The organism is Bradyrhizobium sp. AUGA SZCCT0182, assembly GCF_018130185.1.
GTDB lineage: Bacteria > Pseudomonadota > Alphaproteobacteria > Rhizobiales > Xanthobacteraceae > Bradyrhizobium.
Window position 1 is genome coordinate 33722 of the sequence record NZ_JAFCLY010000009.1, and the last position, 19110, is coordinate 52831.

Annotated in this window: 19 protein-coding genes; 4 read left to right on the plus strand and 15 right to left on the minus strand. The window is 57.7% G+C overall.

Features of this window, described 5'->3' with window-relative positions:
- Positions 1–56 precede the first annotated feature (56 nt).
- Positions 57–899 (plus strand): HD domain-containing protein, encoded by an 843-nt coding sequence (locus JQ611_RS12335; protein WP_212465574.1) that lies wholly within the window; start codon positions 57–59, stop codon positions 897–899.
- Between the two features lie 1115 nt (positions 900–2014).
- On the opposite strand, the gene JQ611_RS12340 is transcribed toward JQ611_RS12335, so the two are convergent.
- Positions 2015–2287, minus strand: a complete 273-nt coding sequence (locus tag JQ611_RS12340) for a hypothetical protein (RefSeq protein WP_212465672.1) — start codon at positions 2285–2287, stop codon at positions 2015–2017.
- A 1039-nt stretch (positions 2288–3326) separates the two neighbouring features.
- Here JQ611_RS12340 and JQ611_RS12345 point away from each other — a divergent pair.
- Positions 3327–5378 (plus strand): hypothetical protein, encoded by a 2052-nt coding sequence (locus JQ611_RS12345; protein WP_212465575.1) that lies wholly within the window; start codon positions 3327–3329, stop codon positions 5376–5378.
- Between the two features lie 1178 nt (positions 5379–6556).
- Positions 6557–6787 carry a hypothetical protein gene (locus JQ611_RS12350; RefSeq protein ID WP_212465576.1) on the plus strand — a complete coding sequence of 77 codons (231 nt, stop codon included), beginning with the start codon at positions 6557–6559 and terminating at the stop codon, positions 6785–6787.
- Positions 6788–6904: 117 nt separating this feature from the next.
- On the opposite strand, the gene JQ611_RS12355 is transcribed toward JQ611_RS12350, so the two are convergent.
- Positions 6905–7063, minus strand: coding sequence for a hypothetical protein (locus JQ611_RS12355; RefSeq protein ID WP_212465577.1), 159 nt, complete (start codon positions 7061–7063; stop codon positions 6905–6907).
- A 152-nt stretch (positions 7064–7215) separates the two neighbouring features.
- Between JQ611_RS12355 and JQ611_RS12360 the strand changes: the two genes are divergently transcribed.
- Entirely contained in the window at positions 7216–7362 is a 147-nt protein-coding gene (locus tag JQ611_RS12360; RefSeq protein ID WP_212465578.1) for a hypothetical protein, read from the plus strand.
- A 279-nt stretch (positions 7363–7641) separates the two neighbouring features.
- Here JQ611_RS12360 and JQ611_RS12365 read toward each other — a convergent pair whose 3' ends face one another.
- The 13 genes from JQ611_RS12365 to JQ611_RS12425 all read right to left on the minus strand — a co-directional run bounded on the left by JQ611_RS12365 (position 7642) and on the right by JQ611_RS12425 (position 19067).
- Positions 7642–7860, minus strand: a complete 219-nt coding sequence (locus tag JQ611_RS12365) for a hypothetical protein (RefSeq protein ID WP_212465579.1) — start codon at positions 7858–7860, stop codon at positions 7642–7644.
- A 336-nt stretch (positions 7861–8196) separates the two neighbouring features.
- Positions 8197–8760: a hypothetical protein gene (locus JQ611_RS12370; protein WP_249133115.1), complete on the minus strand. Its 564-nt coding sequence runs from the start codon at positions 8758–8760 to the stop codon at positions 8197–8199.
- Between the two features lie 102 nt (positions 8761–8862).
- Positions 8863–9363 carry a tetratricopeptide repeat protein gene (locus tag JQ611_RS12375; RefSeq protein WP_249133116.1) on the minus strand — a complete coding sequence of 167 codons (501 nt, stop codon included), beginning with the start codon at positions 9361–9363 and terminating at the stop codon, positions 8863–8865.
- A gap of 109 nt (positions 9364–9472) precedes the next feature.
- Positions 9473–9871, minus strand: a complete 399-nt coding sequence (locus tag JQ611_RS12380) for a hypothetical protein (protein WP_212465580.1) — start codon at positions 9869–9871, stop codon at positions 9473–9475.
- A 9-nt stretch (positions 9872–9880) separates the two neighbouring features.
- Positions 9881–11509 (minus strand): type II and III secretion system protein family protein, encoded by a 1629-nt coding sequence (locus JQ611_RS12385; protein WP_212465581.1) that lies wholly within the window; start codon positions 11507–11509, stop codon positions 9881–9883.
- A 379-nt stretch (positions 11510–11888) separates the two neighbouring features.
- A complete protein-coding gene (locus tag JQ611_RS12390; protein ID WP_212465582.1) occupies positions 11889–13010 on the minus strand; it encodes a phosphatase PAP2 family protein in 1122 nt (373 codons plus the stop codon).
- 22 nt (positions 13011–13032) lie between these two features.
- The gene (locus JQ611_RS12395) at positions 13033–13437 is read right to left on the minus strand and encodes a TadE family protein (protein WP_249133117.1); all 405 of its coding nucleotides are present in this window, start codon (positions 13435–13437) and stop codon (positions 13033–13035) included.
- Positions 13437–14768 carry a pilus assembly protein TadG-related protein gene (locus JQ611_RS12400; protein ID WP_212465583.1) on the minus strand — a complete coding sequence of 444 codons (1332 nt, stop codon included), beginning with the start codon at positions 14766–14768 and terminating at the stop codon, positions 13437–13439. The genes JQ611_RS12395 and JQ611_RS12400 overlap by 1 nt, the downstream gene beginning before the upstream one ends.
- A gap of 9 nt (positions 14769–14777) precedes the next feature.
- A complete protein-coding gene (locus tag JQ611_RS12405; RefSeq protein WP_212465584.1) occupies positions 14778–15221 on the minus strand; it encodes a hypothetical protein in 444 nt (147 codons plus the stop codon).
- A 108-nt stretch (positions 15222–15329) separates the two neighbouring features.
- Complete coding sequence (locus tag JQ611_RS12410; RefSeq protein WP_212465585.1) at positions 15330–15977, minus strand: isoprenylcysteine carboxylmethyltransferase family protein; 648 nt, start codon at positions 15975–15977, stop codon at positions 15330–15332.
- 2 nt (positions 15978–15979) lie between these two features.
- Entirely contained in the window at positions 15980–16891 is a 912-nt protein-coding gene (locus tag JQ611_RS12415; protein WP_212465586.1) for a type II secretion system F family protein, read from the minus strand.
- Positions 16888–17820 (minus strand): type II secretion system F family protein, encoded by a 933-nt coding sequence (locus JQ611_RS12420; protein ID WP_212465587.1) that lies wholly within the window; start codon positions 17818–17820, stop codon positions 16888–16890. The genes JQ611_RS12415 and JQ611_RS12420 overlap by 4 nt, the downstream gene beginning before the upstream one ends.
- Complete coding sequence (locus JQ611_RS12425) at positions 17817–19067, minus strand: CpaF family protein (protein WP_249133132.1); 1251 nt, start codon at positions 19065–19067, stop codon at positions 17817–17819. The genes JQ611_RS12420 and JQ611_RS12425 overlap by 4 nt, the downstream gene beginning before the upstream one ends.
- Positions 19068–19110: the final 43 nt, after the last annotated feature.

Below are 19110 nucleotides of genomic sequence, written 5' to 3' on the forward strand. Positions count from 1 at the left end.
GGGGCGCCGAGCATGGCGAGAAAGGGATAGCATCAGTTCGATCCTGGAGAAAGTCGGTGAAGACGATCACAGCATTGGCTGCCAACAAGCTTGGTAAGTTTCTGGCCAAGGATTTTCGGCGCATTTTTGGGCCGGCGCATGATGATCAGGCAGAGCGTCTTGGCTCTTTGGCGCGGAGTACGATTGAATTCCTCGGAAGGAGCGATGCTCCCTATCATAATTTTGAACATACATTGTTAGTCACGATGGTCGGGCGCGACATTTTACACGGCTTAACGCTCTGCCAACGAATTGAGCCTTCGGACTACAATCATCTCATCGTAGCATGCCTATTGCATGACATCGGTTATATGCGCGGCGCGCTGAGTGGCGATACTGAAACGGAATTTGTTGTGGATCGGAGCGGAGAAAAAGTTAGGCTTCCTCGCGGCGCTTCAGATGCAGCCCTGACACCTTACCATGTCGATCGCTCGAAGCTGTTTGCTTTTGAACGCCTCGGAAAATCTCCGACCATTGATGCCGCACGCGTCGCGGAAGCAATCGAGTGTACCCGTTTTCCACCTAGGCCGAAGCGAACCTCCGCAGATGATATGGAGCCGAGATTAGTGCAGGCTGCGGATCTCATAGGACAACTCGGCGACCCCATGTACTCGCGCAAAGCAAATGCCCTTTATTCTGAGTTTGAAGAGATCGGCATGAATCGACAACTCGGGTATTCGTCGCCAGCCGATCTTATCGATAAGTATCCAGCCTTCTTTTGGAACAATGTCTCAATGCACCTCGACGACGGTATCAAATACTTAAATATGACGGTTTCCGGCCGTCAGTGGATAGCCAACCTCCATCATCACATCCTGTGTGCTGAGCATGCCCACCGCCTGATGGGACCTCAGCGTTGAGGAATCGATTTTGAAAGTGATCTCGCGTGACCCAGTGTTTCGCTCCCGCGATGATTTGCTGAAGCCAAATACTGCCGTTACTCCGCTCGATCCGGGAGTTGATTGGCATGCATTCGTTGCGACGCGGCATGTACTGGAGGCAGCCGAGAAGTTCGGCTTGGTCCACCTCTATCCGGGACACCAAAGGTACAGACAGCCCGCCGGTTCACGGGTCCGCCACGCGACAGGGTCGAATATTTTGTTGAGCTTGCGGCGCCCGGTTGCGAAAAGATGCGCTCTTTTGGGGCGAAGCATAAGCATGGCCTTGCTCCAATGCGAAGATTGCGGAAGGTCGATTAGCAAATCGGGCACCCAGTTGCCCGCAGTGCGGCCGCTTCCATGGTCGCCGTCGCGTTGCCGGTGGCGTTGGTAGGGCTGAGGCTATCCAAACTCAAAATTGCAACGTCGTAATAAGCCTATGCCCGGGAGTCACCCTCCCCGCTTTTTTTCATTCATGTTCTAGGATCAGTACGCTGCGCGACAGCGCCAACAATTTACATTTCAAGCCAGCCCTCGCCTCAATCGACTGCGCGAACTGACAATACCCCGATCGTATCCACCACCTTGACGCGTAGTTGGCTCGGCAACGCTGGCCCCTGTCACTGGCACGAATGCTGACGCCGATGCACGTTCGTTACGTTGCTCGAAGAGTCGAATGACCCGGCCATGTCTGGCGCAACCGCCGTTGCTGATGTCGATCTGATCGGCACGGACGTGCTGGCCATCTTCGACTTCGCGGTTGTCGGAAGCTGGGGTACATTGGATCGCAGCGACACATTCGCGCTACCATCACGCCATCGGCGAATACCGGCAACTTGTATCTGGCCGTGGTCTGGATTCAGGGGCACGCGGCACCGCAGCCGACCGGCAATCCGTCGCAGTAATTCTTGGGAAGCTAAAGGGCTTGGATGGCCCGGGTCATTCGCCCCGACTGGTGTAACCGGGTGGCTCGAGTATCCATTGAGTACAGGCGGCGTTCCTTCCCGCATGGCTCACGGCTAGTGCGTTATCCCCGCACTAGCCACGAAATCTCAACGGATTGGCCGCACGCATTGTACTGCGGCCGGTTCGGCCCGTCACGTCATCGACAGTGACACACCAAGCTTGGAAGCCATCACGTGGGTAGCGCCTTCGGTCCGCTTGAGTGCCTTCGAAATCTTTCTAACGCCAACTTTGGCCTTCGCCATCGTCTTCATTTGGCGCACGTCGTCTCTCGTCCACTCTCGGCGAACGACCTTCTTAGCCTTAGCCATTGTTGCTCCGGTTTTGTGAAGCGGCGTTTTATCAGGACGCATGACAATGGCAATGACATAACTGCAACAACTTAGATTGACAAATAAATGAAACACGCGCGCATCTGTGCGTGTGGCTGTCGCGTTGACAGTGATGTCCGTGCCAGCAAGCAGGGAAGCAAGACAGCGCAAGCGCTAGAGGCTACGGCACGGAATGGCAAGCTTTTGCGGGCCGCCACGCCGCGCCCGAAGTCGAAATTTTTTTGGGCTCGCTGCAGCCTCGCTTTGCTTTGCTTTGCGTTTAAGCTTGAGCGATGGGCTAAAAGATTTAAGCGCCGTCTAGTGTTGCCCGCGTGCTTTTTTCAATCGGCGTTACGCTGCTGGTCGTTGTCGGCGGTCGTCTCGCCGTCCGTTGGGTTTTCAGGGCTGGCGAAGCCCCCACCGGCGAATGGCGGGGCTAAGTCGAGGTAGCATTGCTCTGGCCCGCCTGACTAGGCATATCCAGCAACCTCAGCAAGAACCGCGCATCCGATCCTTCCCTTCGGCTCGTCAAAGCTGATGCCGGAAGCGAACCTGCTACGGCCACGCAAGTCACGGTGGGTCAAGCGCCGACACAGAACCCGAAGAATGATCGAGGCGCAGATGATCTTGAAACCGAGTTGTCCAAAGCGCGCCAAACTATTGCGGAAGCCGAAGAAAGACAGGCCCGATTGCAGCAGACGGCTGAGACTGCCACGACCGAGCTGCGGCAATCGCTTGAAAAAGTGGCGAGCCTGGAAAATGAACTGGCGTTAGCGCGGCAGCACGTGTCGAACAGACGTCACGCCCCCCGCGGCAAATCCGTCGCATTCCACAACGACGAGCAAAGCGCGCCGACCCACAGGATTTCTTCGGAGCTTTCAGCTTGGCTCCTAATCGTGCCCTGGCCCAACGCCCGCGCGAATCCGGTAACAATTGCTGTCCTTGAGTCAGGTGTCCCAACTCCTTAGGGTTTGATTTCAAGCCTATGCGGCTTAGCCCGCCGGGACCGGGTTCCGACCTCCAGAACAGCACAAAATGACTTCTTGAGGCCGTTGATGGGGTGGGGTAAAGTCCCTGTATTCGCTAAGTTTTTTTCTTAGAAATAAGTAAAACCCGTGAATAGGCGTCTTTTTACATGCGCCGTACAATCGACACCGCTCCAAGGGATGGGACATTCGTCATTCTTGAAGATGACGGAAGCGGAAGCTTCGAGTTTGCTCAGTGGTCGGCTGAGGCACGTGGGTGGGTAAGGGAGAATGGCAAGCCAAGTGAGATCACGCCGACGCATTGGCAAACGAGGCATCTTCCAGAGGAAGGCGATGAATTTCTTTGGCGAGACGAATTTATTCCGCCGACGCAAGCCAAACCGCTCCCCCCTCCGGCGGCGCAAGAGCCACGCTCCTTTAGTTTCCCCTCGGGCCTTGCTGCACGCGCGAGGGCGACGGAATTAGCTCGTCTTGTTGCGAATGCGGACCCTGTCGATGTCGTCCGGGCCGGGGCGCAGACCGCGCAGGCCAAATCCGAGCAAGGACGGGCCACGTCCCGCTGGTTTACCGTCTCCTCGATCGCCGCAGTCATGGCCGGTGCGATGCTCGTCGGCTGGTATTTCCACGATGAGCTCGCCGGCTATGTGTCGCGATACAGTGACGAACTGAAAAACGTCAGCAAAGGCACAGGCGGCGTTGAGGTCGCCGAGCAAAACACCCCTCTCCCAGTCCAGGACTCGCAAAAAGCCAATTCATTGGCGCAGGATCCGGCTCTACGCCAGCAAGTCGACCGGCCGAGCTCACAGGCGCCGGGGAATACTGCGCAGGTCAAGCAAGGTGCAGAAAAGGAGCGGCCTTTGGAGAAAGAGCTGCGCCGGGCCGACGTTCCCGCAAAAGAAGTGGCGACGCAGCCCAGTCCGACCGTGGAAGCCGCGACGGCGGAGCTGCGACAATCTCTGCAGCAGGAACGCGACAGGGCCGAGGCACTGGCCGGCGAGCTGGCAAAGGCACGACGTGACATTGCAACGCAGCTGGCGTTGTCGAGCAAGGCGGGCGATGAGGCGCTGCAGGTGAAGAAGGCCGCCGAGAGTGCGACCGCAGAGTTCCGGCAGTCACTCCAGAAGGAGCGCGACAGGGCTGAGGCGCTCACCAGCGAACTGGCGGAGGCGAAGCGAGAAATCGAGACCCAGCTGGCGCTGTCAAAAAAAGCAGGCGACGACGCTGCGCAGAAGAATGCCGCCGAGAAGGCGACGGCCGAGCTGCGCCAGTCGCTACAGAAGGAGCGCGACAGGACCGAGGCACTGAATGGCGAACTGGCCAAAGCGCGGCGGGACATCGAGACGCAGCTGGCGCTGTCGAGCAAGGCGGGCGATGAGGCGCAGCAAGTGAAGAAGGCCGCCGAGAGTGCGGCCGCGGAGCTACGACATTCGCTACAGAAAGAGCGCGACAGGGCTGAGGCGCTCACCAGCGAACTGGCGAAGTCGAAGCGGGAAATCGAGACCCAAGTGGCGTTATCGAGCAAGGCAGGCCAGGACGCGGCGCAGGTGAAGAAGGCCGCCGAGCGCGAAACCGCGGATGTGCGATCGTCTCTGCAGAAAGAGCGCGAACGGACCGAGGCGCTGGCGAGCGAGCTGACGAGGGCAAAGAAGGAAATCGAGACGCAGGTGGCACTGTCGAGAACGGCGGGTGACGAGGCGGCGCAATTCAAGAAACTCAAGGAAGCTGCCGAGGGCGCGACGGCGGAGTTGCTGCGACAGTCGCTGCAACAGGAACGCAACCGGGCCCAGGCGCTGGCACAGCTTCGTAAAACAACGCCGCCCACAGACGCGCGAATTGCGGTCGGGCAAGCGTCGACCAACCAGGTCGCCCAGCCGGTGCAAACTGCGGAGGCGGCTGCGACAGCGACGGCAGCGGTCGCCAAGGCCCCAGACAATCCGGAAGCTGTCAGGTTGCTCGCCCGCGCCAGCGCGCTGCTCGCCCAAGGAAATATTGGTGCCGCGCGGATCGTGCTCGAGCGCGCTGCAGAGACGGGCAGCGCACAGGCGAGCTTCATGCTCGCGGAGACCTATGATCCCCTCGTTCTTTCGACATGGAAAACATACGGGACGCGCGGCGATGCGACGAAGGCGCGCGAACTATACGAGAAGGCTGATGCCGGCGGGATTCAGGCGGCCAAGAGTCGAGCCGACGCATTGCGTTAATAAGTGGGAGCTTCGGTGACCCACTGCTGCGCGGCTTCGGCTTTGCGGGTCGACGGCATCTTCATCTCGACTTCGAGCGGGGCGAGATCGGGCCAGAGCTTTTCCGGCACGCCTGCAAGGTGGGACTGGAAGGCTTGGTGTCCAAACTGGACGATCGGCCATATCGCCCCGGCCGATCACCGCTTTGGGTAAAGGTCAAAAACCCGGCATCTCCTGCGATGCTACGGGCAAAAAGATGCGTTTTCGTAATGGCGGGGAACTCCTCGGCTGACTCGTCGTCGCGATCCTGAGGCTCGCAGCGAGACGTGGCACAAACATCAGGGTCGGCACGACGCGGCCATATCAGGTCTCAAGGGCTCTACGCAGTGGGCTTGGACATGCCGCTTCCACACCGGTTTGCAGAGCCATAGAACGCGCGGTGGTACGGCTGAGAGCTATGCCGCTGCTCGTCAGGACTTTCCAAGCCGCGCGGACTGAATACCTGCCAACCCGGACGCTAGTTTGCATCGTAACCGTTCTTTTTGGCACGGTCAGGCTTCTCTCCCGTCGCGATGTCTTATGATCGACTTGGCGAGCTGGTTGGGGTCGCGGGCGGGTTTGGGATGGTCATATTAATTTTCCATCTCCTGACGGATCAATTGGTTCAACCTGGCTCCAGTCCAAATAATCGTAATAGCTGGACCATCGGTAAATCTCGGCACTGCAATTCCAGCATTTGAAAATCCCAAATCGGCTGGGCGAACGCCGCTCTTGCATGGCGCGGTAAACCCGACTGCATTTGGGGCAGGCAAAGACTACCGTGGTCTTAGTGCCGAGCGGCATCTAATCAATATGCGCCCGGAACCCGCCGATTCCTAGGCATCGGAGGCTGCCAATCAAACTGATCCACTAGCTTTTGACGGTAATCGGGAGTTCAACTTCGCTTCACCCCTATGTGCCGACCGAGGCCTAATGAAACGGGCGCGTTGGATTTGTAGCCGCGTTGTTGGGCGCGTATCTGCCCCGCGCAGGCCCGGCGGTACCTTCCTCAACCGCCCGCGCCGACCAATCCATGGCGGCAGTATTAGGCATATCCAGCAACCTCAGCAAGAACCGCACCGACGTCGTCTCCGATGTAGGGACTCGGAACTAACCCCTTCTCCAGATGGTTGAGAACTGTGCACGGAACGCGATGACGAATGACGGATATTAAGAAGCTGACTTGGGCACAGGTTGGGCGCGTTACAGATCCAGGCCGATATATGTTTAAGTTCGGCTGGCTGACGATAACAGCCGAGGACTTATGGGTTTGGGAAAACTACCCCACCGCTGCTTTCACTCTCGTCCGAACACCGATGGAAACCGATGAATTTCGGTTGGGGACGTTCGAACTGCGCACCGATTCCAATTATTCGGGAAGCGAAAAATAGCATAGCAGAGGGACGAGCCAATAATTTCGGCGCCCTATTGTTAGGACAGGCGCAGCGGCAGCTCGGTGTTGATTCCGCGTTCGACGCCTTTCGCAGCGCCCTCCTACCGACCGTTGTTCATTTAAAGACAGCGATTATCAATCCAATAATAGTTTGAATTGGCGTCGGCGGAGGTGAAACAGTCGAAAAATCCTTCTGTCCCTCGCCGGCTTTGCGTCCTCCGACAACGATATCGAGCTCGTCGTCAGAGATGATCTGGCTTTCGGATTTGATCATGACGCCCTCCATAAATTGGTTGTCCGATCATGCCCTGGGCGGTCCCGCGTCATCTGTGCTGAAGCTCACATATTCGCGGATGGCTGTCCGGGCATACTCGCTCCAGATCAACGGCGCACAGGTCGCCACACGTGGAGCGGGACGATGAGCAATTGAACGACGCGGAACTCGAAGGCGTCTCCGGCGGCGTCATCAACACCAACACTGGGTTGGACGGCAATCCTCCCGAAATCACCCTCAGCCGGGTGAAAACCTCCGACAAACAGCAACAAGCCGTTCTGGCGTTCATTAAAGGGTGAGCCAGGCGGCGCGGGAATTGAAGTTCGATCGAGCGCGCGCGCCAGTCTTGTCGCCTCATTCGCCCGCGGCGTAACGAATGATGAAAGCGGCGGTCCGCGCGCCAATCATATTGCCCTGGTCCAACGGACAGACCCGAGGGTCAGATCATCCGCTTCAAAGCTCGTCAGACGGCAAATGTACGGCCGCGGCAACTCGATTTGCTTCAAGCTGCATCAAAAGTGCGCCAGAGCCAATTTTGGATGCCGATCAGGGGTCAAATTTGGGCGCCGATTGACATATTATCCAGCGACAAACGTAGTGAAAGCGGTGAGGACAGCGGTCAGTCCGGTCGTCAGCATCGTCGTAATAGTACTAGCACCAGCCGAACCGAACGCAGCACCCAACGCGGCAATGATACAAGCCGCGACCAACACGTACTCGAACGACACTACGCCGTCCTTATCCACGTGCACACGCTTCAAGGCTTCGGCGGTCTTCTGAACATAATTGTTCAACATAGGAGCAAATCCTACTTTCAAAATGAAATGGGAATCGCGAGCCTTGTCAGAGAAATCTACCAATGGGGTAGTTCATTTGAGCAAGAGGGATGTCCTGCTAATCATTGGCTAATTCTACCATGATTGGACGAGCAAATCACCCTCTCGTCCGCCACGATGTGCAGAGAGTTGCGATGCAGACCGAATGTCCGCCGCACGGACACGCATTTGCGCTTGTTCATCCGGTCGGATGCCGATTACCCAAGAGCGAAGTCCGTTTCCGATCTGGCAAACCGTCCTTGCGTCTGTCCATCCTTTCACAGGCTGCAAACCTGCGGCACGGTTGGATGCGACCACTCAATCAGCATCCGACCTGAAGCCGAAGCCCTTTGCATGATCGAATCTGCGAACCATTCTGGACAACGCCCTTACGAGATCCCGAACTTCCTTTCCGACGGCGAGGAAATAGAGCAGGTGCGTGACCGCAAAGGACAGGAGGCAAGTCCCTAAAATGGTCGCCATCACATACAGGCCAACACCCGACGGGACCGCCATGGCTCCGAACGATGCCTGCGTGAGGGTCGGTACGCCAGCCTGCCAGGAGAAGACCAAAAGGCCGGCATAGACTACGCTCAAATGCGTTGCGACCGTGAAAGGGAGCCTGGACCTGGCTGCGAGCCCAATGCAGGCAAGCGCGAAGATCGGAAGAGCAACCCCGAAAAACTGAAACCCGTCAACTGGAACGAGATAGCTCAACGCTGAGGCGCTGCGCTGAAAGATGCCGAACACCCTGAGATTTATGTACCAGAGAAGTTCAGAGCTCGGGGCATATTGAAGGGCCAACGCGGCCAATTCAGCGCAAAGCGTGGCGGTAAAAACCGCGAACGGTCCGAGAAATTGCAGCTTGAAAAGACGATTCATCCGACAAGTCATACGCCAAAAACGTTTAGCTTGTCTTAAAAGTTCCCCGACGCCTCTATTTGAGAAACATTAATAAAATCAATAGGGTACGACTAGATACTGCTATGGTTGGTTATTCGGCGGCCGCTCAATGAACCGCCGGCTGCCATTGAGCAGCTCAAGGTTATTAATGACCACCGGGTTGGTCGGATCGAGCGAATAAGCTCTCTCAAACTTTCGCCGCGCCGCATTCAGATTGCCGCGCAGCATGAATGAATATCCCTGATCATTCAGGAGTTGAACGGTTTCGCCCCCCAGCCGAGTGGCCTGCGCGTAAGCCTGATCGGCGAGATCAAAACGACGCAAGCGATCATAGCTCGCTGCGAGCCCCATCCAGGCCGTCAAATCCTTCGGCGACTTCTCGACACCGTCCTTGAAATAGCGCTGGGCGATCCCGTAATTGCCGCGGTTGAATTGCTCCAATCCCATCCGGACCGGCTCGTCGGAGGGATAGTATTTGACGTCGGTTGGCTCTTGAATGGGGTCCGCGCCCGCCGGATTCACGGGAGCGACGATAGCCGCGTCTCTCGTTGTGGTGTCACACGCCGCAAGGCCGGTCGCCAACCAGCAACAGGTCAGCATTAGAATAAGACGACGCATAACCCTTGGTCCCCCGCCCCGGTCCAGCGGACCAGTGCATTGTTCGAAATCGCTACATTTAGCCTTAAAATCGTTACCTGCCCCCTGCGCCACCGACCGGCACCGAAACGCCAGCAGACGATCCAGCCCCCAATCCATCAATGCTAATACTCTGGGTTGGGGCGGTCCGCACGCCCATCTGTTTCGTCGCCTCGCCAATATCGGGAAGCTGATCAACCGGCTGTTTCGTGTTGCCATAGCGTGTCACGGCGGCGCCTACGCGCCGAGCGTCATACGCAATCCTGCGATCACCGACGTATCGCGGCCATGGATGGATCGTGTGGGTGACGGCGTTCACCTGTTTGGCGTCGCCGGCGCTCATCGTGATGGTGTCGGAACGCTGGAAGTAGCGGTCCACCTCGTCATGCCCCGCCAATCCATAGCAGCCCCCGAGCAGGAGCGGAGCGAATATGGCCAGCAATCTGATGCGCATAGCTCGTCCTCAGTTCAAAGTTTTGATGGCTGGACCAGAAACGGAAGCCGGCGCCGGATTACGCAGCTCGGGGGCGATGATGTGGCCGTACGGTCCCTTCACCTCGCCGCCGGAATTGACATAATCGTTGTAGCGCTTTTTCACTTCCATTTGGCCGTTGAGGAAGAAATCGACGTCGTTGGCCGGGAGACGGGAGTCGAGAGGCGATGCCAGCGCCTGCCCCGGCACCGCCGGCGCAACCAGGCGCGGCGTGACGATGATCACCAGATCGGTTTCCTCCTGCTGGTAGGACGAAGAGCGGAACAGCGTTCCGAGCACCGGCACCGAACCGATCCAGGGCACTTGCGAGACGTCCTGCCGGTTGCGGGTTTGCAGCAGGCCGGCGATGGCGAAGCTTTGGCCGTCGCGCAACTCGACCGTGGTGCGCGCATCTCGCCGCGACAATGCAGGAATGATCGTGCCAGCGATCTGGACCGCGTTCTGGAAATCAAGCTCGCTGACCGAGGGCTCAACCCGAAGGTTGATCACGCCGCGCGACAGAACGGTAGGAACGAACGCCAATTCGACGCCGAACTTCTTGAATTCGATAGTCACGGTCGGCACCAGGCCAGCAGTCCCGGCTGTCGAAGCCACCGGCACCGGAAATTCACCGCCGGCCAGGAAGCGCGCCGCGTCGCCCGACAGTGCCATCAGGTTCGGCTCGGCGAGGCGGCGCAGTACACCCTTGGTCTCCAACGCTGTCACCAGACTGTCGATCGACATGCCGTTGTTGAGCCTGAGAATGCTTGTGAGCAATGCGCCGTACGGGGCCGCCGCTCCACTTGCCAGCGTGGCGGCCGTGCCAAGCAGGGGAAGGCTACCCGTGGGATTGGCACCAATATCAGTCCTAGGCGCGGCTTGGGGATTTATACCTCCGATGGGTTGCCGCCCGACCCCAGTTACACGACCAAGACCCGTGTTACCCACGTTGGTGCCATTGGCATTGGCGGCAAAGAGGTTGACACCCAGGTCACGGCCAGCGGCTCTGTTAACCTCCAGGAAGCGCACTTCCAGCATCACCTGCTGCGGCCCAGCCACGTTCATCGCGTTGACGACGGTGCCGCCCTTCGCGACCATGCCGGTGGCAATTGCCATCGCCCGCTCGGCGGCGACCGCGTCCGTTGCGGTTCCGCTCAACACCACCTGGCCATCCCCGGATGAGACGCGAATGCCACGCGTGCCGGTACTGGACTGGATGTTCTGCTGCAGATTGCCGGCATCGATCGCTACCTCGACATCTAGGACGCCGATCTGCTTCATCGATGAGTCGAACAGGATGACGTTGGTGGTGCCGGTCTGCTTGCCCTGGATGTAGATCAGGTGATCACTCAGCGACTTCACGTCGACAATGTCAGGCGAGCCCGCGACAATCGTCGAAAAAGCCGTATCGACCCTGAAGGTGCGCGACTTGTTGACGGTCACCTTGACCCGCTGAACGTCGTTCATTTCGCTGACGAAGACGCCGCCGGAGGAGCCCCGCCGGTCTGCCGCGCCCGCGCGCTCCGCGGAACCAAACAAGGCAAGCGCAGCGCCAATTGCGATCACGCCCGAGGCGAGAAGCCTCTCTCCTGCCCTAGCCGAAACGCGACCGCCCTTCATTCGATTCCCCCTCGACGCGATCCACGTCTGTCCCCGTAAACTTACGGTCTCAGCCTCTTAGCAACTCTCCTTCGCGCACCACGTCGCAAAGCTTACCAGTTTTTCCCATTATAAATCGTTACTTGGCATTCCCGGCGCGCTCTGGCCTCAGTGAAGACACTTCCCGGTCTCCCGCTGGCCGCGAATGCGACTCCAAGATCATCATCCTTCATGCTCCTCGCTTGCAAGGAGAGACCCTCATTAGGTTGCTGCAACATCAACGAATATTTCCCAATGTTGCGAGCGAGCACCACCTTTTGTGCGATGCGAAAACACAGCAGCGGCCAACGCGCGATCGCTTGCCCGTCCGCCATATTCCCGATGAGTTGCATATAGCCCGCTAGGTTCCATCTCGCGCGTCATGCAGACGCCCCGATTTTACGGCCACTGCTTGCGCCGAAATTCGCGCAGGCACGACAACGGACCCGCGGGCCAAACCGAGGGCCTTGCCGAACAACGTCTCGCGCGAAAGGCCGAGCAGAATTCGGCTCACTCCACGCCTCGTTGTCGCTCGCTGGACGGCGATTGCCCCGAGCGCCAGCGCCGCGCCGGCGATCACGTCGACCAGATAATGTCCGCCGATCGGCGGGATCGAAATCAGCATCACCGCGTTCAGCGTTGCGATCCCATATCCGACCAGGCCGGTGTGGCGAAAAGCATACGTGAGCAGCACGGCCATAACCGTGTGATACGATGGCATCGTTACGATGCCTTGCAGCGCCACCGACTCAAAATGCCAAGGTCCTGATGCACGTAGTGCCAGCAGATCTCGCAAGTAAGTAACGTCGCCAACGCCGTGCACGGCGAACGGTCCCAGCGTTGGCCAAATCGCCGAGATCAGCGCTGTCGGTACCATGGTCGCGCCCGCCAAAAGCAGCAGCTCTCCGATGCGTGCGGACCTGCCCGTTGGAGAAAACCAGAATATCAAAAGAACGAGCTGCGGAAACATGCTGTTGTAGGCCACTACCAGCACAAGGCTTAGGATCGGTTGGTCGAGCAATGCTTGGTGCCAAGCCAACCAGTCAAAGCCAATCGCCCGGTCCAGCCGCTCCATCATCGCGTCTTGCAGAGGGAATGCGCAACTAGCAGCGAGGTACATCAGTACTGAACCCGCGGCGGCGGAAACGAGGTACAAAGCAATTGCCTCGAACAGGTTCGCTATACCGCGATCACGGCGACGGAATGCAACGGAAAGCGCGAGCAGGGCACTGATCAGGCCGGCCTTGATTTCGCCCCCGCCCATTGTCAGCCCAACCTGCGAGGCCCACACAAGATCGACTGCAAGCAGAAAGCAAAGCATTGCCCAAGCCAAGGGCCATTGGAAGATAGCGACCGCGCCCAAATATTGGACTGGCATCACGACCTGCGTCAACGATGCCGTCACGGGGGCATTTGTCGTGGTTTCACATCCGGCATCATCGTGACTGCGATCGCCATCGCCAAGGGCTCGTCGAGTGTTCATCGGCTTGATGCCCGAGAATGTGTTAGAAAGGAATTGAGGTGGACGCGCTCGGGCTGTTCAATGTTGTGCCCCATATCGGCATCAGCATGTTGAAACTCACAGATGCCGTAACAGTAAGTGCGCTACCTCCCGTAGTCGTGTTCAGCGTCGGCGAGAGACCGCCTATCATTGGGGCAACGGCTTTTTTCTCCGCAAGGGATGGCAGGGGGTCACCGCTACAGGTTGGTGAAGTTTTTTTCATTACGTTATTGACGTAGCAGTCGTTAATCATCCATGTCCGAGCACCAGCATTGGCGAGCGTCCGCACTGACTGCATGGTGATTGCGTAACGCCCCAGATCGAAGATGGCGAACATCAAGATGAAGAGCGGCGCGGCGACAAGGCAGAATTCCATCGCTCCGATGCCGCGCTGATCGAGCTTTCTCATTATTGCACCAACTGGACATACTGACTGCTAACCAACTTCGTTTGCGATGGGCACCCTGTGGTGTCGAAGGTCGCATTGCCGTTGAACGCGACTGACTTGGAGATCAACTCGCCACACTTTCCGCCGGTCACGTCGAGCGTGGGATTGCCCTGGAACGTCACATTCGCGCTCGGCAAGTACATGATCCCCTTCAATTCGATACCGGAAGTTCCGCCAAGTTGTACGTCGTTCGGGCCATTTTTGCTCGTATCAGGATCAGGGATCTTGTAGAGCGCCATATGGGCGAACAGGCTGGCGTAGGACTGAAGTGCGGAGGGAAGCTGCGAGGCTGCGACCGACGGGTTGCCAGTGAGATTGAGAGAACTATTGCCAGTCACCTTTAAACTCGCGCCGGGCAACAGGATGAACAGTGCCGTGCCGGAGATCGACACGCCGCCACTCAGGGTGAATGTGTCAGAGATGAAGTAGACCCCACCTGTCAATGGCGCGGGGGAGCCACTAGCATTACCGGTCAATTTAAACTTATCGTTCCTGCAAGGGGTCGCGGCACTGTAAGCGGTCAGAGCGCTACCTGAACACTTCGCGAGCGTCGGTATCGTCACCGCATCAAGCGCGGAGAAAGGATTGGGGATCGGCGCTGGCATATAAGTTAGCGCGGTGTTGCAGAACGACGCGCCACCCGTGCAGCCGCCGACACTTGATAGCGAGCCGAGATTCATGGTCATCCCGCCGCCGGTGAAGTTGATTGCATCCTTGGCCGTACTGTTCGAGGCCATGCCGCAATTGGGCGCATTGACGTTCGGACTGCCTTGAAAACTGACAGAGCCGGTCAATGCCAGGACGCATGGCGGCTTCTCCAGAATTTGTACTTTGGCAACGGCTGTCGCGGCTATATTGACCGTGGACAAACCAAGCACCCTCGCCAGGTAAGCTGGCTGTTGCTGGCTCACAGTGGCCTGAATGTACGTTCCGGCTATCCCCTTCCATGAACCGAGCGAAGCGACCTGGACGGAATGCGAGACTCCTGCCGGGCTGGTGCCGCACTTGGAGCCGGGATAGCTGCTGCCCGCGTTGCAGAACGCGTTCTGTGCCGCGGCTTGCTTGGCGCGATAGTCCACCGATTGTGAAACCGCGCACGATGAGCCCGATAAGCACAACTCTTGCACGGCACCCGAATAGGCTGCCGCATCGGCGGCATTCTGCGCGTGCTGCCTGGTAACGTACCACGACCCCGCCTCGCCCCCGAGTGCGACCACGCCTATCAGCGGCACCAGGGCAATAACGGTTGCGAAGGCGACGGAACCACGACGAGAGCGAAGCAGGCTACGCATGGAACACTCCTATTGAAACCGTTCACCGTAAAACAGTGTGAACGAACAAGGATTGGCGTTACCACTCTGACAGATCACCGTCTTTAGCAGGATGGGCGCCATGGTGACGGTCGTCGAGTATGTATAGTGCTTGGGCGCAGCAAAGTTGCCTGCGGAGCAGGCAGCCATGCTATCGCTGCAAACGACCTGGAGATTTTCGATGGGATAACCCGAAACCGAAGTGGGCAGTGCCGACTTCCAGGCTGCCCAATCGGTAACGTCCTTTGGCGGGTCGTACTGGATCTTTTGCCCGAAGGCACGCAATGCCTCCCACGCGGATACATACCGAAAGCCCGCGGCAGCAACGTCGGCAAGCGGCAGAAGCAGGCCCATCACCAGGAAAAGGTAAACGATCAGCATTTCAAACGCGGCGGCGCCGCGCTGATCCGCGATGAAAGAAACTCTATGGCTCACGAGCCTATCTCGACAGGGCAATAAATGCAGCACGTTGGCCCCTCCGCGTCAGTTTGGACCGATGTAGATCAACACGCATTCCATAACTAGCCGGCCATTCATGACCACTCACCAAACATAGGGAATCAATCTCCAGCGTGATGCTTCGTAACTGGAGTACTCAGGGAGGCTGCGCCGAAGCAGGTCTTCTTCGTAAAGAATTCGGCAGATCTGGACGCCAATATGCAGGAATAGTATGATCACCGTTGTCACTGTCAGGTATTGCAGCACGACACCCAGGATCACGATTTCTTCCGCTAGGTAGAGTGGGTGTTTGATCCATCGGTAAGGACCCGTTTGCACCACTTTACGGGCCTGCGGTACCAAACTGAACGACTTACCCAGATGTCGGATCGTCACAAGCATCATGATGATGCCGATCAGCACGCAAGCGGTGGATAGCAAGTTTGGCAACGCATCGTCGGTTTTGCCGAAAAAAGTGATGGTCCATGGCATATAGCTGCCGACGAATGCAGCTATTCGAGGCAGCAGGCCGGCCGCGTGCGCCTTTGCCGGTGGCCTGGTCAACATCAAGACCGTCAGGAGCATGTAGAAGATGCCAAGGCAAAAACTCGACAGCAGCGATGGCCAGGGATCGGCAAGCGATGTCCCAATTTTTGTGGCGACCAGGAGTGCCAGCAACATGAACCACATGCCGCCAAGCAGCTGCATCGTCCGCTCGTAAGACCAGTTTTTCGACAGGGTAATCGTGCTCATGCTTATTTCATCCCGAAGCTGGCGAATGTACGTATGAGGTGCAGAAACGGACTTCCACCCAAAATGATGAACATCGCTGGAAGCATGAATAACACCATCGGAATAGTAAGCTTGGCGCCTAACTTGTGTGCTCTTTCTTCCAGGTTGGTAATACGTTCTCGCCGGAGGTCGACAGCAATACTGCGCAGCGCCTTGCTCAACGGCGTTCCATATTGCATGCTTTGGCTAACCATGACGCCGAACCGGCGAAGTCCTTCTGACGTAGATCCAATTTTCTCGAATGCGTCGCTGCGATTTGGCAGTATCCGGAGATCATCAAGAAGGCTGTACAAGACCCGGGCCATCGCAGGATTAGTCCGGCTCATTTCCTCCGCTACTCGTTCCAGCGCGCTCTCCAGACCCATTCCCACTTCGCTGCAGACAACCAGCAAATCGATCATATCCGGCGTGCCTAGCCGGATGCCGGCGTTAAAACGCCGTCTCAGCACCGACAGGATCAACCGCGGCCCCATAATTCCGATCACCACGCCGATGAGCATGAAGATCAGCCCATCGGTCAGCGACTTTCCTGAAAGCTGCGCGACAAACAAGCCAATGATCGGAAACAAGAACATGCTGACAGTCTTGACACCAATCCAGATCGGCAAGGTTCGATGAGGATTGAAGCCTGACGCTTGAACGATCGTTCGTAGCTGGTCGAGATTTTCTGCAGAGTAGAAGCGCCGATACCGCATCCCGAGCGATGAAAGCCAGCCAGTCATGTCTCCCAAGGGCGCTGACCGGTCAGGAACGCCCATCACGGCGTTTGTCACCCGCATGTTCAGCGCGCGAATGTGCAGTTCGTAAATGATCAACACGAACGCCGCAGCCGCAATTGTTATGGTGAGGGCGACCAAACTGAGACCAAAAGTCATAGCTGTGTTTCCCTTCTGACCATCCAACGAATCACAAGGGTTCCGATAATCACCGAGGCTGCTGCGTAAGCCAGAAGTATGTTTCCGGTCGGATCGTAGAACAGCAGATCAACTGTTTGCGGATTGATCAGGTATAGTAACCCACCTACAACAATGGGCGAGATTGAAAGCGCGCGAGAGGAAAAGATCACCTCTCCTGCCAGAGCCTTCGCGCGAGCAGCGAGCGCAACACGCTGCCTCACAGTGTCTCCCAGATTCTGCAACGTTTCGGTCAAGCTGCCACCTGACTTCAGCTGGACTGCAAGTGTCACCGCAAAGATCCCATACTCCGTTACTTGCGTTCGCCGATAGACAGCTTCTACAGCTTCCTCCGGAGAAGTCCCCATCGTCACTTCGCTGCATACGATGGCAAACTGCCCAGCTGTTGGTTCGGGCATCTCGCGAGCGATGGTGCGGAATGCTTCGTTCACAGGCAGCCCGGATCGAACAGTGCTGGTCACCAGCTGGATCGTGTCAGGTAGCTGTCGAAAAAGTTGATTGGCGAGGCGATGTTGCTGCCATCCGAACAAACTTCGCACCACCATCAGGGCCACAATCGCAGCCGCGAGAGACACGTAAAGGGTAGGAAATTTCAGATAGCTATTTGCATAAAAGATCGCCGCTGCTGCGATGACACCGGCAATTATTGGATACGCGGGGTGCCAAGCGTAAGCTATCCCAGCCTTGTAATTGGCTAAGCGGTGGAGAAACTGCCACCGGGACCCGGCCTCTAGCCGACGAATGGAGGGCAAGCTCGCCAACTCTGAGGCTGGCAGAGCTGTCGTTACCTGTCGATCCATGCGGCTTTGTCGAGCGCCGAGCCACAACGTCATGGCTGCTGCGCATATCAGGAGCACCAAGTTAACGATGGTCAAAAACTCCGGGATCATAGCTGCCTCATAGCCTCAGCCCAGGCTCGATCAAGCCCATAATAGCCAAGACGGCTCTTGAATTTAGGAACTGCGTGGGTGGACCTATAGGTGCCCGATATCCGCCCGTGAACATCTTCCTCTTCGTACTCGAACGCTGCGATGTCATTGGTGGTGATCACATCGCCCTCAAGGCCGATCACCTCGCTGATCTGGATAACGCGACGCTGTCCATCCCGCATGCGTTCCACTTGCACAATAACATCCAACGCCGCGACGATCTGAGACCTGATCGCCCGCAACGGCAGATTTGGCTGCCCCATCTGCACCATGTTTTCAATACGGGTCAGTGCGTCGCGGGCAGAGTTGGCATGCACCGTGGAGATCGAACCATCATGGCCGGTGTTCATCGCTTGCAGCATGTCAAACGCTTCAGCGCCGCGCACTTCGCCTACGACGATCCGGTCAGGACGCATCCGCAGCGCATTCCACACCAGATCGCGTTGCGTCACCTGCCCTGTGCCTTCGAGGCTGGGAGGCCGGGTCTCCAGGCTGATCACGTGCGGCTGTTGAAGCTGCAACTCTGCCGCGTCTTCGATGGTGACAATGCGTTCAGTGTGATCAATGAACTGGCTCATGGCGTTCAACAGCGTCGTCTTGCCAGAGCCGGTACCGCCGGAGACCAGAACATTCAGCCGACACCGGCCGGCGATCTCCAGCAATTGTCCCATCGCCGCTGTCATCGAGCCGTTTTTGATCATTCCGGCCATGTCCAGGCGGCGACTTGGAAATTTTCGGATGGAAATGCAGGGGCTATGGATCGCTAGCGGCGGGAAGATGATGTTGACCCGGCTGCCGTCCGGCAAGCGGCAATCCACCATCGGACTGGATTCGTCAACGCGCCGTCCAACCTGAGCGGCAATCTTCTGCGCCACCGAGGCGATGTGATCATTGTCGCGGAAACGTACCGCGACCCGTTCCAGCTTGCCGCGTCGCTCGACATAAATGTTACTTGGTCCGTTGACCATGATATCGTTGATCGATTCATCCAGCAGGAGCGGACGGAGCGGCCCGTAGCCGGTCATGTCGTCCGCTATCTCGTCCGCTAGCTGGAACTGCTCGCGACCCGACAGTTCGAGCCGTTCCTGATTGGCGATTCCATGGATGATTTCCTCGATCTGCTGCCGAAGAATGTCGCGCGAAACAGTTGCGGCCACCGATGGCTCAATCTGCGCAATGACCCGTTCGCGCAGCGAAGCCGGCATCATGACCCGTTCGCGCGGCGAAGCCGGCATCACGTCTCGTTCGCGC